General features: G+C 64.1%; 15 protein-coding genes. 2 read left to right on the plus strand and 13 right to left on the minus strand.

Annotation, left to right across the window (positions count from 1 at the left end):
- Window positions 1-22 precede the first annotated feature (22 nt).
- A complete protein-coding gene (gene rpoH / locus G513_RS0100430; protein ID WP_022974859.1) occupies window positions 23-904 on the plus strand; it encodes an RNA polymerase sigma factor RpoH in 882 nt (293 codons plus the stop codon).
- A 64-nt stretch (window positions 905-968) separates the two neighbouring features.
- Here rpoH and cyoE read toward each other — a convergent pair whose 3' ends face one another.
- The 4 genes from cyoE to G513_RS0100450 form a co-directional block, all read right to left on the minus strand.
- The gene (gene cyoE / locus G513_RS0100435) at window positions 969-1,898 is read right to left on the minus strand and encodes a heme o synthase (RefSeq protein ID WP_084711266.1); all 930 of its coding nucleotides are present in this window, start codon (window positions 1,896-1,898) and stop codon (window positions 969-971) included.
- Entirely contained in the window at window positions 1,895-2,950 is a 1,056-nt protein-coding gene (locus G513_RS20585; protein ID WP_022974862.1) for a COX15/CtaA family protein, read from the minus strand. Before G513_RS20585 ends, cyoE begins: the two co-directional genes overlap by 4 nt.
- Window positions 2,951-3,024: 74 nt before the next feature.
- On the minus strand, window positions 3,025-3,642 hold the full coding sequence (locus G513_RS0100445; RefSeq protein ID WP_022974863.1) for a redox-active disulfide-containing membrane protein: 618 nt from the start codon (window positions 3,640-3,642) through the stop codon (window positions 3,025-3,027).
- Window positions 3,639-4,367, minus strand: coding sequence for an SURF1 family protein (locus G513_RS0100450; RefSeq protein ID WP_022974864.1), 729 nt, complete (start codon window positions 4,365-4,367; stop codon window positions 3,639-3,641). The genes G513_RS0100445 and G513_RS0100450 overlap by 4 nt, the downstream gene beginning before the upstream one ends.
- Before the next feature lie 71 nt (window positions 4,368-4,438).
- On the opposite strand from G513_RS0100450, the gene G513_RS0100455 reads away from it, so the two are divergent.
- On the plus strand, window positions 4,439-4,648 hold the full coding sequence (locus G513_RS0100455; RefSeq protein ID WP_022974865.1) for a twin transmembrane helix small protein: 210 nt from the start codon (window positions 4,439-4,441) through the stop codon (window positions 4,646-4,648).
- 132 nt (window positions 4,649-4,780) lie between these two features.
- On the opposite strand, the gene G513_RS0100460 is transcribed toward G513_RS0100455, so the two are convergent.
- The 9 genes from G513_RS0100460 to bioB all read right to left on the minus strand — a co-directional run bounded on the left by G513_RS0100460 (window position 4,781) and on the right by bioB (window position 13,136).
- Window positions 4,781-5,668, minus strand: a complete 888-nt coding sequence (locus G513_RS0100460; RefSeq protein WP_022974866.1) for a cytochrome c oxidase subunit 3 — start codon at window positions 5,666-5,668, stop codon at window positions 4,781-4,783.
- A 50-nt stretch (window positions 5,669-5,718) separates the two neighbouring features.
- Entirely contained in the window at window positions 5,719-6,309 is a 591-nt protein-coding gene (locus tag G513_RS20590; RefSeq protein ID WP_022974867.1) for a cytochrome c oxidase assembly protein, read from the minus strand.
- 10 nt (window positions 6,310-6,319) lie between these two features.
- Complete coding sequence (locus tag G513_RS26335) at window positions 6,320-6,448, minus strand: hypothetical protein (RefSeq protein WP_022974868.1); 129 nt, start codon at window positions 6,446-6,448, stop codon at window positions 6,320-6,322.
- A gap of 25 nt (window positions 6,449-6,473) precedes the next feature.
- Window positions 6,474-8,114 (minus strand): cytochrome c oxidase subunit I, encoded by a 1,641-nt coding sequence (gene ctaD / locus G513_RS0100475; protein WP_022974869.1) that lies wholly within the window; start codon window positions 8,112-8,114, stop codon window positions 6,474-6,476.
- A 59-nt stretch (window positions 8,115-8,173) separates the two neighbouring features.
- Window positions 8,174-9,421 (minus strand): cytochrome c oxidase subunit II, encoded by a 1,248-nt coding sequence (gene coxB, locus G513_RS0100480; RefSeq protein ID WP_033417053.1) that lies wholly within the window; start codon window positions 9,419-9,421, stop codon window positions 8,174-8,176.
- A 26-nt stretch (window positions 9,422-9,447) separates the two neighbouring features.
- Entirely contained in the window at window positions 9,448-9,939 is a 492-nt protein-coding gene (locus G513_RS24510) for a DUF2244 domain-containing protein (protein WP_245563048.1), read from the minus strand.
- Between the two features lie 227 nt (window positions 9,940-10,166).
- A complete protein-coding gene (gene bioD, locus G513_RS0100490; protein ID WP_022974871.1) occupies window positions 10,167-10,853 on the minus strand; it encodes a dethiobiotin synthase in 687 nt (228 codons plus the stop codon).
- A 7-nt stretch (window positions 10,854-10,860) separates the two neighbouring features.
- The gene (locus G513_RS0100495) at window positions 10,861-12,066 is read right to left on the minus strand and encodes an aminotransferase class I/II-fold pyridoxal phosphate-dependent enzyme (RefSeq protein WP_022974872.1); all 1,206 of its coding nucleotides are present in this window, start codon (window positions 12,064-12,066) and stop codon (window positions 10,861-10,863) included.
- Window positions 12,063-13,136, minus strand: coding sequence for a biotin synthase BioB (gene bioB / locus G513_RS20600; RefSeq protein ID WP_022974873.1), 1,074 nt, complete (start codon window positions 13,134-13,136; stop codon window positions 12,063-12,065). Before bioB ends, G513_RS0100495 begins: the two co-directional genes overlap by 4 nt.
- Window positions 13,137-13,143 lie beyond the last annotated feature (7 nt).

Genomic DNA, 13,143 nt, shown 5'->3' on the forward strand with positions numbered 1-13,143 from the left:
TATTTTGCGAAACACGGGGACCATGATGACTGCTCTCGCACTATCACCACGGGCTGCTTCGTTTCCGGTGCCGCTGGCCGGCAGCCTTGATACCTACATCCGGTCGGTCAGCCAGATTCCGCTGCTGACGCCAGACGAAGAACAGAAGCTCGCGCACGAACTGCACGACGACGGCAATCTCGCGTCGGCGCAGAAACTGGTGCTGTCGAACCTGCGCTTCGTCGTCCATATCGCCCGCGGCTATCAGGGCTACGGCCTGCCGCTGTCCGATCTGATCCAGGAAGGCAACATCGGCCTGATGAAGGCCGTGAAGCGTTTCGATCCGGGTGTCGGCGTGCGTCTGATCAGTTTCGCCGTGCACTGGATCAAGGCCGAGATCCACGAGTACATCTTGAAGAACTGGCGCATCGTCAAGATCGCCACGACCAAGGCGCAGCGCAAGCTGTTCTTCAACCTGCGCAAGTCCAAGACCCACCTCGGCTGGATGACCCAGTCGGAAGTCGAGGCGGTGGCCAAGGATCTGAAGGTCAAGCCCGAAGAAGTGCTGCAGATGGAATCGCGCCTCGGCGGCGCCGATGTGTCGTTCAGCGCTTCGCCGGACGATGGCGAAGAGTCCTCGTTCGTCCCCGAGGATTATCTGGCCGATCGTCACGACGCCTACTCGGCGATCGAGGAAGCCGAGTGGCAGGACGCCCGCGAAGCCCGGATGAGCACCGCACTGGCGGCACTCGACGATCGTTCGCGCGACATCCTGAAGCGCCGCTGGCTGGCTGATGAATCGAAGGCAGGCCTGCAGGAACTTGGCGACGAGTACGGCGTGTCGGCCGAGCGCATTCGCCAGATCGAGGTCGCGGCGATGAAGAAGCTGCGCAAGGCGATCGAGGTCGAAGCAGAGCCGGCCTGATCATCGGCTCCGATACGCAAAAGCCCGGCAATGCCGGGCTTTTTTGTGGATGCCGACCTCCCGCTCAGATCAGGTAATGATCGACCAGCAGCGCCGTGAAAATGCCCATCAGATAGACGATCGAGTATCCGAAGGTCTTCATGTTCAGGCCCTTGCGCGGCGCAAACTTGATCTGGAAAGCCAGCTGCAGGAAGCGGCCGCCCAGCCCGAGCGCGGCCACCAGGTACAGCCAGCCGCTCATGCCGACCGCGAACGGCATGATGGTCACGGCGATCAACAGGAAGGTGTAAAGCAGCACCTGGGTCGCGGTGTAGTCCACGCCGTGGGTGACCGGCAGCATCGGCACGCCGACCTTGGCGTATTCCTCGCGGCGCTCAATCGCCAGCACCCAGAAGTGCGGTGGCGTCCAGATGAAGATGATCAGGAACAGGATCAGCGCATGCGGATCGACCGTACCAGTGACCGCCGCCCAGCCGAGCACTGGCGGTGCCGCACCGGAAGCGCCGCCGATGACGATGTTCTGCGGCGTCGCCCGCTTCAGGAACAGTGTGTAGACGCCGGCATAGCCAACCAGCGTGAGCTGCGTCAGCACGGCGGTCAGCGGGTTGACCAGGAACCACAGCACGATGAAGCCGGCGAGACCGAGAAAGGTCGCGAAGGCGATCGACTCGGTCAGGCTCAAGGTGCCGGTGACCAGCGGCCGGCCGCAGGTGCGCGCCATGCGGGCGTCGATTTCACGATCGATGATCTGATTGACCGCCGCCGCAGAAGCCGCCTGCAGCGAGATGCCCAGCGTGCCCCAGATCAGCGCCGCGAACGGCGGCAAGCCGGGCACGGCGAGGAACATGCCGACGATTGCGGTGAACACGATCAGCATCACTACGCGCGGCTTGCACAGCTCGTAGTACTCGCGGCTGCGCGACACCGGTGCGGCAGCGACCGCATCGGCACCAGGCACGGCCTGGGCTTTCAGCGAGGAGGGGGGTCTGCTCATGATCGTTCGGCTCGGGACTCAAGGTCTGCGCTGGACGAGGCGGGGCACCGTGCCAGACCTCCCTGCCAAACCGCATGATTCAATGCCAGCACCGCCAGCAGCAGCAGCGCCGCACCGGCGTTGTGGGCGTCAGCCAGCCATAGCGGCAGTTGCAGGTGGATCAGCCCGACACCGATGAGCACCTGCAGCGCCAGCGCGCCCAGCAGCGCCAGCGCGAGCTGTCGGTAGAGCGCCCGCTTCAGGCTCAGCAAATAGGCAGCGATACCGATCAGCACCAGACTCAATACCAGTGCCCCGTAGCGATGGACGATGTGGATCGTCGCACGGGCTGCGACATCGAGAATGCCGCCTTCGTAATCGATGCCCAAGCCGTGCCACAGCTTGAAGGCCACGCCGAGCTCGCCCTTCGGCGCGAAGCTGCCGTGACAGGCCGGGAAGTCCGGACAGGCCAGCGCGGCGTAGTTGGTGCTGGTCCAGCCGCCGAGAAAGATCTGACCGCAGAGCAGCAGCAGCGCGGCGATCGACAGCGGCTTCAGCAAGGCAGCACGCAGCGGCGCGGCTTGCGGTTGATCGGATGGCGCCCGCGTCCCCAGCCACATCCAGAACACCAGCGACAAGGTCGTCAAACCCAGCAGCAGATGGGTGGTGACGATGATCGGCTTCACCTTCAAAGTAACCGTCAACGCCCCGAAGACGATCTGCACCAGCACCACGCCGATGGTAGCCGTCGCCAGACCACGCGGCAGACGGTGGCTGCGATCACGCCAAGCGAGCGCGGCCAGCGCTCCGATCAGCAAGCCGACGATGCCGGCGAGATAGCGATGGACCATCTCCTTCCAGGCTTTCGGCGCCTGTACAGGCCGTTCCGGATACGCGGCTTCGGCGGCGGCGACCTCATGCGCGGCATCCGGCACGCCGATGTGGCCATAGCAGCCGGGCCAGTCCGGGCAGCCCAAACCTGCGTGCGACAGGCGCACGTAAGCACCGAGCACGATCAGGCAGAAGGTGAGAACCAGGGTCAGCAGGTTCAGGCGGTTGAAGGTCTGGAGCATGGGGTGTCGTGTTTCGAGCCGCGCATTTTACTACTGTGATGGTGCGGCGACTTCGCCGCCCTCTGGGTCACGATTCATCCTATCGAGGAGAGCTTGAGCAGCTTTTTCAGATCATCCAGCAGCCCACGCTGCAGCTTGTCGACGTCGGCCTGGTCCTTGTAGGTCATCAGCCAATTGCCATTCGGATCGACCAGATACAGCGCCAGCGGATCGCTCGGCTTGAACACGTCCTCCGAGCGCTGGCCGGCGGGGCCGACGTCGGCAACGATGTGCAGGATCTTGTGTGTCTCGCTCAGCTGCGTGACCGCGGCAGTAGCGGCGGCCGCATCGGGCACGATGTAGACCAGTTGCAGACGGTCCTTGTTGATGCCCACGGCGCCGAGTGCGAGCCGCGTCTGGCGGCCCAGCACCAGACGATCGCTGCAGGCGGCGTCGCAAGTCGCGGCGCCGAGCTGGACGAGGCTCCAGCGACCGGTCAGCAATTCCGGCATTGGCTCGCCGCCGACATTCCGAAATTCGAGCTTCGGCAGCGGCTGGGTCGGCAATACCAGTTCGCCGTAATTGGTGGTCAGCGTCGGCCGCATGCCGTTGCTGTACAGCACCCAGGCGGCGATCAGCGGCCCGATGAAGAGGGCGCCGAGCAGTACCAGGGTCAGGCGGGATCGGCGCAGTTTTGCGGCTTGCGGATTCATGGACGTCGTTTCAGGTTGAGCTTGAGGAAAATCACCAGCAAGGTCGCGGCAAACGCGAACCACTGCGCGGCATAGCCGTAATGGCGTTGTGGCGGGAAGCGTCGGTCGCCCTGCGACCATTCACGCAGATAGCCGTCCGGCGCTTCCGGCGCCAGCAGCAGCATGCCGGCGGCCGTGTCGGCACCGTACAGGCAACGCAGATCGTCGGAGGTCGGATATTCGACGATGCGCGGCCAGGGCTGAGCGGCGCCGGCGCAATTATCGGTCTTCAGCCGCAGCGCCGGTTGTGGCAGCGAACGCCACAGGCCGCTGAGCGTCACCGGCCCTGCAGGGACTGGCAGTTGTGGCAATACGCGACGATCCGGATTCTGCGGCACCCAGCCTCGATTGATCAGCGCGATGCCGCCCGATGCGAGCCGGATCGGCGTCAGTACCTGATAGCCAGGCGTGCGGTCATGGACCTGATTGTCGAGCAGAATCTGTCGGGCGCCATCGTATTCACCAGACGCTGCGGCCAGTACGGCATCGGCGCCGTCCGGCACTGCACTGTCAATTCGCAAAGCTTCCGGGGGCTGCGCGCCAGCGCTCAGGTATTGGGCATCGAGCGCTTCCCGCGCCAGGCCGCGATGCCACTGCCAGAGGCCGAGCCGGATGGTCAGCGCACAGCCAAGCACGGTGCCGAGAATCGCCCACCAGGGCGGGCGGAAGCTCCAACGCGAGGTCATGGCTGGACGGCCCGGTATCGAAGCCGCGCGCCGAGCCTTACCATTCCGGCAATCCCTTTCCAGACCTTGCCATGCTCGCCAAGCTGATTATCGCCGTGCTGCTGATCGCCATCGTCGTATCGCTGTTCTCGGCACTGTTCTTCATGCTGAAGGATTCCAGCAAGAGCAAACGCACGGTGCGGGCGCTGTCCCTGAGAGTCGGCCTGCAGGTGGCCTTGATCGTGTTCCTGCTGGTGGCGACGATGATGGGCTGGATTCACCCTCACGGCATCGGCGGCTGATGGACCTCAATCCGACGCCAGCGTTCACGGTGTCTGCGCCCAAATGACGAAAGCCCGACCGGCAACGGTCGGGCTTTCTGGTTCAGCAGACCTGCAGCCTCGAAAGCTGCAGGTCTCGCCTCGTCCTCTGACTTAGAGGATGTAGACGAAGATGAACAGGCCGACCCAAACCACGTCCACGAAGTGCCAGTACCAGGCCACGCCTTCGAAACCGAAGTGGCTTTCCGGCTTGAAGTGGCCGGCCATCAGGCGACCGGTGACCGAGATCATCATGATCGTGCCCAGGGTCACATGCATGCCGTGGAAGCCGGTCAGCATGAAGAACGTCGAACCGTAGATGCCGGAGTGCAGCGTCAGGTTCAGCTCGTGATAGGCCTCGATGTACTCGGTGACCTGGAAGTACAGGAAGGTGGCGCCAAGTGCGATGGTCGCCCACATCCACAGGATGGTCGCCTTGCGATGGCCTTCCTTCAGCGCGTGATGCGCGAAGGTGATGGTCACCGACGAGGTCAGCAGCAGCAGCGTGTTGATCAGTGGCAGATGCCACGGCGAGATGGTCTTGAACTGCCCCCCGATGGCGGCCGGGCCGTTGGTCGGCCAGATGTTCTCGAAGGCCGGCCAGAGGAACTCGCTGGTGGAGACGCGGGCACCTTCGCCCGACAGCCACGGCACCGACAGTTCGCGGGCGTAATACAGCGCGCCGAAGAAGGCCGCGAAGAACATCACTTCCGAGAAGATGAACCAGCTCATGCCGAGGCGGTAGGTCCGATCGACCTGCTCGCTGTACTGACCGGTTTCACTTTCCTTGGCAACGCCGCGGAACCAGGTGAACACGATGTAGACGAACAGCGCGCCGCCGAGCACGAACGGAATCGGCCCCGGGTGGCGCTCTTCAAGGTACATGCTGACGCTGTACAGGATCGTGCCGAGCGCGATCGTCAACATGAACGGCCAGACGCTCGGCTCCGGAACGAAATAACGACGGTGGCTGGACTCGCTTGCTGCGGCATGGGTTGCCATGACGGGTTCCTTATCTGTCTGCTTTGAATCTGCTTTGAATGGCGGTACGGCTAGCTTTTCGGTACGACTACAGCTTGCTTCTGCACCTCTTCGACCTTGCCGGCCGCCAAGGCGGTGGCATCGAAGAACGTGTACGACAGAGTCACCACTTCAACATCCGCCGGCAACTCCGGATCCAGCATGAAACGGACCGGCATGCGCTTCTCTTCATTTGCCGCGAACGGCTGCTGACTGAAGCAGAAACATTCGGTCTTGCGCAGGTGCCGGGCCGCATTCCACGGCGCGACGCTGGGCACCGCCTGACCGATCACCGCTTCGTCCCGCTCGTTGCGTGCCACGAAATTGACCGTGTACAGCTTGCCGGGATGCACCTGCACCGAAGGCTGCTCGGCGCGGAAGGCGAACACGCGGCCACCGTTGACGGTGGTCACGAACTCGACCTTCACCGTGCGCGTTGCATCTTCGCGCTCGACGACATCCTTGGCAGAGACCAGCATCGCGCTGTCCTTGCCATTGAGGTTCACCAGCTGGCAGATCGCGTTGTACATCGGCACCAGCACGAAGCCGAAGCAGAACATGCCAGCGACCACAATCAGCAGTTTCCAGGTGCCTCGGCTGTTGCTGAGGATCGGCTTCTTCATCGAATCATCATCAGCTGCGGTTGCTCACGGCGATGAAGAAACCGACATAGAAACCGACGGCGACGAGGGCCAGCAACACCGCCAGGCGCCAGTTGCGGCGTCGGGTCGGCTGTTCGGCAGGCTTGACCATCGTCGTCATCGTTCTCCAGATCCGCTCAAATCATTCAGTGCGCAGCAGCCGGCTCGTCGCCAACGTGCGGCGGATCTTCGAAGGTGTGGTACGGCGCCGGCGACGGCACCGTCCATTCCAGACCATGCGCGCCTTCCCAGACCTGCGCCGTCGCCGGGACCATGCCCTTGCGCCAGATGGCGCAGCGAAGGAAGTTGTAGATCATGATGAACTGCGCGATGAAGTACAGGAACGCACCGTACGTCGAGATCACGTTGAAGTCGGTGAACTGCACCGCGTAATCCGGGATGCGGCGCGGCATGCCGGCCAGACCGACGAAATGCTGCGGGAAGAAGGTGACGTTGATGAAGATCGCGCTCAGCCAGAAATGCAGCTTGCCGAGCGTCTCGTTGTACATCACGCCCGTCCACTTCGGGATCCAGTAGTAGATGGCGGCAATGATCGAGAAGATCGCGCCCGGCACCAGCACGTAGTGGAAGTGGGCAACCACGAAGTAGCTGTTGTGGTACTGGAAATCGACCGGCGCCAGCGCCAGCATGATTCCCGAGAAGCCGCCGATGGTGAACAAGAACACGAAGCCGATCGCGAACAGCATCGGGGTTTCGTAGGTCATCGAGCCGCGCCACATCGTCGCCAGCCAGTTGAACACCTTCACGCCGGTCGGCACCGCGATCAGCATCGTCGAGAACATGAAGAACAGTTCGCCAGCCAGCGGAATGCCGACGGTGAACATGTGGTGCGCCCAGACGATGAACGACAGGAAGGCGATCGACGCAACGGCGTAGACCATCGAGTCATAGCCGAACAGACGCTTGCGGGCGAAGGTCGGGATGATCGTCGAGACGATGCCGAACGCCGGGAGGATCATGATGTAGACCTCCGGGTGGCCGAAGAACCAGAAGATGTGTTCGAACATCACCGGGTCGCCGCCGCCAGCCGCATTGAAGAAGCTGGTGCCGAAGTACTTGTCGGTCAGCAGCATGGTCACCGCACCGGCAAGCACTGGCATGACCGCGATCAGCAGGTAGGCGGTGATCAGCCAGGTCCAGACGAACAGCGGCATCTTCAGCAGGGTCATGCCCGGCGCGCGCATGTTCATGATCGTGACCACGACGTTGATCGCGCCGGTGATCGACGAGATGCCGAGCATGTGGATCGCGAAGATGGTCAGCGGGAACGAGGCACCACCCTGGAGCACCAGCGGCGGATACAGCGTCCAGCCACCGGCAGGGCCACCGCCCGGCAGGAACAGCGTCGACAGCAGCATCGAGAACGCGAACGGCAGGATCCAGAAGCCCCAGTTATTGACGCGGGGCAGGGCCAGATCGGAGCAGCCGATCATCATCGGCACCATCCAGTTCGCCAGGCCGACGAACGCCGGCATGACGCCGCCGAAGATCATGACCAGCGCGTGCAGCGTGATCATCTGGTTGTAGAACTCGGGATCGATGAACTGCATGCCCGGCTGGAACAACTCTGCGCGGATCACCAGCGACATCAGGCCGCCAATGAAGAACATCGTGAACGAGAACCACAGATACAAGGTACCGAGGTCCTTGTGGTTGGTGGTCTTGATCCAGCGCATCACACCCTTGGCAGGGCCGTGATGGTGATCGTCATGGGCGTGGTCGTGCCCGTGACTGTGATCGTGGCTGTGGTCGTGCGTGTTGGCCATGACTCGGTGCTCCTGACTCAATCTGGATTCTTGAAGGTTGCGACGTCAAGCCGCGCGGATCAGCGCAGCTTCTTGACTTGATCGGCGGTCACGGTGTCGCCGACCTTGTTGCCGAGGTCGTTGCGCACGTAGGTGAGGATCGAGGCGACATCGGCGTCCGAAAGCTGGGCAAACGGCGGCATCGCGTTCTTGCCCTTCAGCACCTGGGTGATCGCCCCCGCAGCCGGACCCGTCGCAATCTTCGAGCCGGTCAGCGCCGGGAAGGTCGGCGGCATGCCGGCGCCGGTGGCCTGATGGCAGGCAGCGCAGTTGCCGAGGAACAGCTTCTTGCCAGCATCGGCTGCTGGGGCAGCGGCGGCGGCCGGTGCTGGCGCAGCAGCAGGTGCCGGAGCAGCCGCTGCGACTTCCGTCGGCGCCGCTTCGGCAGCAGGCGCGGCGGGCGCGTCGACAGCAGCATCGGTAGCGGCAACCGGGGCCGCAGCAGCTACTTCAGCGCCACCCTTCTGCTTGGCGAGCCAGGCAGCGTAGTCGGCTTCGCTCTTGGCTTCGACGACGATCGGCATGAAGCCGTGGTCACGGCCGCAGAGAACTGTGCACTGGCCGCGGTAGATGCCCGGTTCGTTGATCTGCGTCCACATTTCGTTGATGAAGCCCGGGATCGCGTCCTTCTTGATCGCCAGATCCGGCACCCACCAGCCATGGATGACGTCGTTCGAGGTCAGCAGGAAGCGAACCTTCTTGCCGACCGGCAGCACCAGATAGTTATCGGTGTTGTGCAGGTAGTGCGGCACGGTCTTCGGATCGATGCCCGAGTGCAGCTGACGCGCCTTGTTCGATTCCGGATCGAGCGTCGAGAAGAAGCTGACGCCTTCGCCCACGTATTCGTACTGCCACTTCCACTGATAGCCGGTGATCTTCACCGTCATCTCAGCGTTGCGGGTGTCGTATTCCTTGATCAGCGTGCCGGCTGCCGGAATGGCCAGGCCGATCAGGATTACGAACGGGATGATCGTCCAGATGATCTCGACGGTGGTCGAATGATGGAACGTCGCCGGCACCGGATGCTTCGAGCGGCGGTGCGCGAAGATCGAATAGAACATCACGCCGAACACCACAATGGCGATCACCACGCAGACCCAGAACGCGGCCATGTGCAGGTGCCAGACCTCATGGCTGATGTCGGTGACGCCCTTCGGCAGGTTCCAATAGGCGTTTTCCATCGTGTCTGCAGCCTGCGCCGCAAAACTTCCGGCCATGCCGGTCATTGCGAGAGCAAGGCCACGCAGGCCGCGAATCAGGTTCGACATGTCTACTTCAGCCCCATATGTAGGAATCAGTTGCAGTCCGGCGCCGCGCCTTCTGCCGCCAGAGGCGGCCCGGCGCGCCAGCCGGCCAGTATCAGTTCACGCAATCTTGTTGCCAGCTGCTCGCGTTCAGCATCCGTCAGGCAGCGCCCCAGTTCCAGGCTTTGCGGCCCGTTGACCAGCTTGAGCCGGCTTGGATCGTTGCGATGCGGCCCCATTTCCAGCAGCACCCGCGTCGCGGACCTGTTCCAGTCCACCGACAGCGCAGCGCCTTCCCCGCTCATGCCGAATTCGATCCGCAACCGCTGATCGTCGAACTCGATCACTTCCCGATACCGGTTGCGACGCAGGCTGACCTGCAACGCCCAAGCCAACGCCGCCAGCTCCAATCCCGCAAACGGCAGGACCGGCCAGAAGCCGTGCCAGGTGAACAAGCCCGCGATGCTCAGCGACACCGTCGCCATCACCAGCATCACCCCTTGTGCCGCACGCACCGACATCGACGCGTTCGGACGGATCACCAGCAACGTGTCACGCACTGTGGTCACGAGGCAGTCCGGACGCGTCCTTGGGATAGCGGGGATTCGCAGCGGGCGGATTGTAGTGGATGAAGCGCCTGCCGCAAAGCCTTGCGCTGGTTGAGTCGCGCGGCTTCGGACGGGTTCTGTCCCGTTTCTGTCATAGGCTCTGTCGTGCAGAAATAGCGGTCCATCGCTGCCGATGACAAATTGCCGACCGCGCCAGCGCTTCAGCTTCCGCGCAGCGCCTTGAGCAGGGCGCCGATATCGATCGCCGCAGCGGCATCATCGGCCGGCGGCAGACAGCCCAGGAGCGGTGTCGGCAACTGCTGTGTCAGCGTCGCCACATTGTCCCGCCAGGCCGGCTGCTCGGGTGGCAGGCGATTGGCGATCCAACCGACCAGCGGCACACGTCGCGCAATGGATTCCGCCGTCAGCAGCGCGTGATTCAGGCAACCGAGCCGCAAACCGACCACCAGCAGCACCGGCCAATCATGGCTGGCGACCCAGCCGGCATAAGTGGGACGACCCGCTTCAGCCGACAACGGCACCCGCCAGCCACCCGCGCCCTCGACAACCAGCACCTCGCAATCCGCCGCCAGCCGCGCATGGGCGGCATCGAGCACCGCGAGGTCGATATCGACGTTCACGGCGGCCGCCGCAAGATGCGGCGCAATCGGCGGTTCGAAGGCATAAGGATTGACGTCGGCATAGGCCAAGGGCCGGCCGGTCGCTTCGATCAGCGCCAGGGCATCGTCGTTGCGGAGGCCATCCGCCGTGCGCTCGCAACCGCTGGCGACCGGTTTCATCGCACCGACCTTGAGCCCTTGTGCGCGCAGCGCCCGGACCAGTGCGCAAGCGGCGTGGGTCTTGCCGACGCCGGTGTCGGTACCGGTGACGAAGATCGTCTGTGCCACGGCGCCGTCAGCGACGGGTGTCGGGTGGCAAACGGCAGCTGCCAATCGCTTCGATCAGGCCGTCGATCTGCACCTCGTCATGCGCCGCCGACAAGGTCACCCGCAGCCGCGAGGTTCCGGCCGGTACCGTCGGCGGCCGGATCGCCGCCACCCAGTAACCGCGCTCGAACAAGGCGCGCGACAAGGCCATCGCCCGGCCAGCATCGCCGACGATCAGCGGCTGGATCGGCGTTGTCGAGGCCATCAGTCGGAACGGCAGACCGTCGCCGAGCGCGGCGATGCCGGCGCGGAAGCGGGCGATGTTCCGGGCCAGCTGCGCCTGATGGTCCGGTTCGCTGCGAATGATCGCCAAGGCTGCGCGCGCCGCAGCGGCTATTGCGGGCGGCGGGGCCGTCGAAAACACCCAGGTTCGCGCGCGCTGGATCAGGAATTCGATCAGCGCTTCGGAGCCGGCAACAAAGGCGCCGGATGCACCGAGGCTCTTGCCGAGCGTGGCGACATAGACCTCGGGCGCATCGGCGCCCGGATAGCGAGCGCCAGGCGCGGGCTGAACGCCGAAACCATGTGCGTCGTCGACGATCAGGGTTGCGCCGCTGCGTTTCGCCAGGCGCGCCAGCGTCGGCACCTCGGCCTCGTCGCCGTCCATGCTGAAGATCGAATCGCTGACGATGCCGATCTCGCCGCCCCGCTCCTTGGCCCCGATCAGCGCCGCCTCGATCGCCGCGATATCGCCGTGCGGCGCGCGCACATAGCGGGCGCCGGACAGGCGCGCGCCATCGATCAGGCTGGCGTGGTTCAGCTCATCGCAGATCAGCGTGTCGTCCTTGCCGAACAGCGCGCGCAGCAAACCGAGATTCGCCGCCCAGCCGCTGGAGAACAGCAGCACGCGCTCGCGGCCGCAGTAATCGGCCAGCTCTTCTTCAAGCCTTGCGTGCTCGGCGTTGTAGCCGGAGATCAGCGCCGCCGCGCCGCTGCCGGTGCCGACTCGGGTCAGCGCAGCACGGCCGGCTTCGGCCACCCGAGGATCGCTGGCCAGGCCGAGGTAATCATTGCTGCAGAAGCTGATGCAGGACTTGCCGCCGACGCTCAAGCGCACGCCGTGGCTGCCATCGATGACGCGACGCTGGCGATAGAGATCGGCAGCGCGCAGTCGTTCCAGTTCGTGGCTCAGGCGGACATCGAGCAGCGAAGGCCCGACCACCAGGGCGTTCATTCGTCGCAGCAGGCCATCTGCGGACTGCAGGCGTCGGCGGTCGCGACGTCCGCGTGATGATGGTCGAGATGGGCCGAGCCATCGATCCGCTGCTCGGTGCGCATGCCGAGCTTGGCCAGCAGCGCGCGATCGCGGGCGTTCTGCGGATTGGTCGTGGTCAGCAGGCGTTCGCCGTAGAAGATCGAATTGGCGCCTGCGAAGAAACACATCGCCTGAGTTTCATCGCTCATCTGGGTGCGGCCGGCGGACAGGCGCACATAGCTCTGCGGCATCATCAAGCGGGCCACGGCGATCATCCGCACGAAGTCCAGCGGATCAAGCGGCGCGGCATTGGCGAGCGGCGTGCCGGGCACGGCGACCAGTTCGTTGATCGGCACCGATTCCGGATGCTGCGGCAGATTGGCCAGCGCGCGCAGGAATTCGACTCTGTCGGTCTCGGACTCGCCCATGCCGACGATGCCGCCGCAGCAGACCTTGACGCCGGCTTCGCGGACATTGGCCAGCGTTTCCAGGCGATCGTCGTAGGTGCGTGTGCTGATGATCTCGCCGTAGAACTCCGGCGAGGTATCGAGATTGTGGTTGTAGTAATCGAGGCCGGCGCTGGCCAGGTTCTTCGCCTGCTCTGGCTTCAACATGCCGAGCGTGACGCAGGTTTCCAAGCCCAGGGCCTTCACTTCGCGGACCATCTCGGACACTTTCTCGATGTCCTTGTCCTTCGGCGCGCGCCAGGCGGCGCCCATGCAGAAGCGGGTCGCGCCATTGGCCTTGGCGTCAACAGCGGCCTTGACCACTTCGGCGAGCGGCATCAGCGGCTCGGCCTTCAGGCCGGTCTTGAAGCGCGCGCTCTGCGGGCAGTAGCCGCAATCCTCGGGGCAGGCGCCGGTCTTGATCGACAGCAGGGTGGACAGCTGCACCGCATTGGGATCGAAATGCAGGCGATGAACGCTCTGAGCCCGGAACAGCAGATCGTTGAACGGCAGCGTGAACAGCGCTTCGACTTCGGCGCGCGTCCAGTCATTGCGAACGGGAGCGGACAGGCTGCTGGGCGACGGCGCGAGGGCGAGCGACATGGAGAAA

Source organism: Nevskia ramosa DSM 11499, from assembly GCF_000420645.1.
GTDB classification, from domain to species: Bacteria; Pseudomonadota; Gammaproteobacteria; order Nevskiales; family Nevskiaceae; genus Nevskia; species Nevskia ramosa.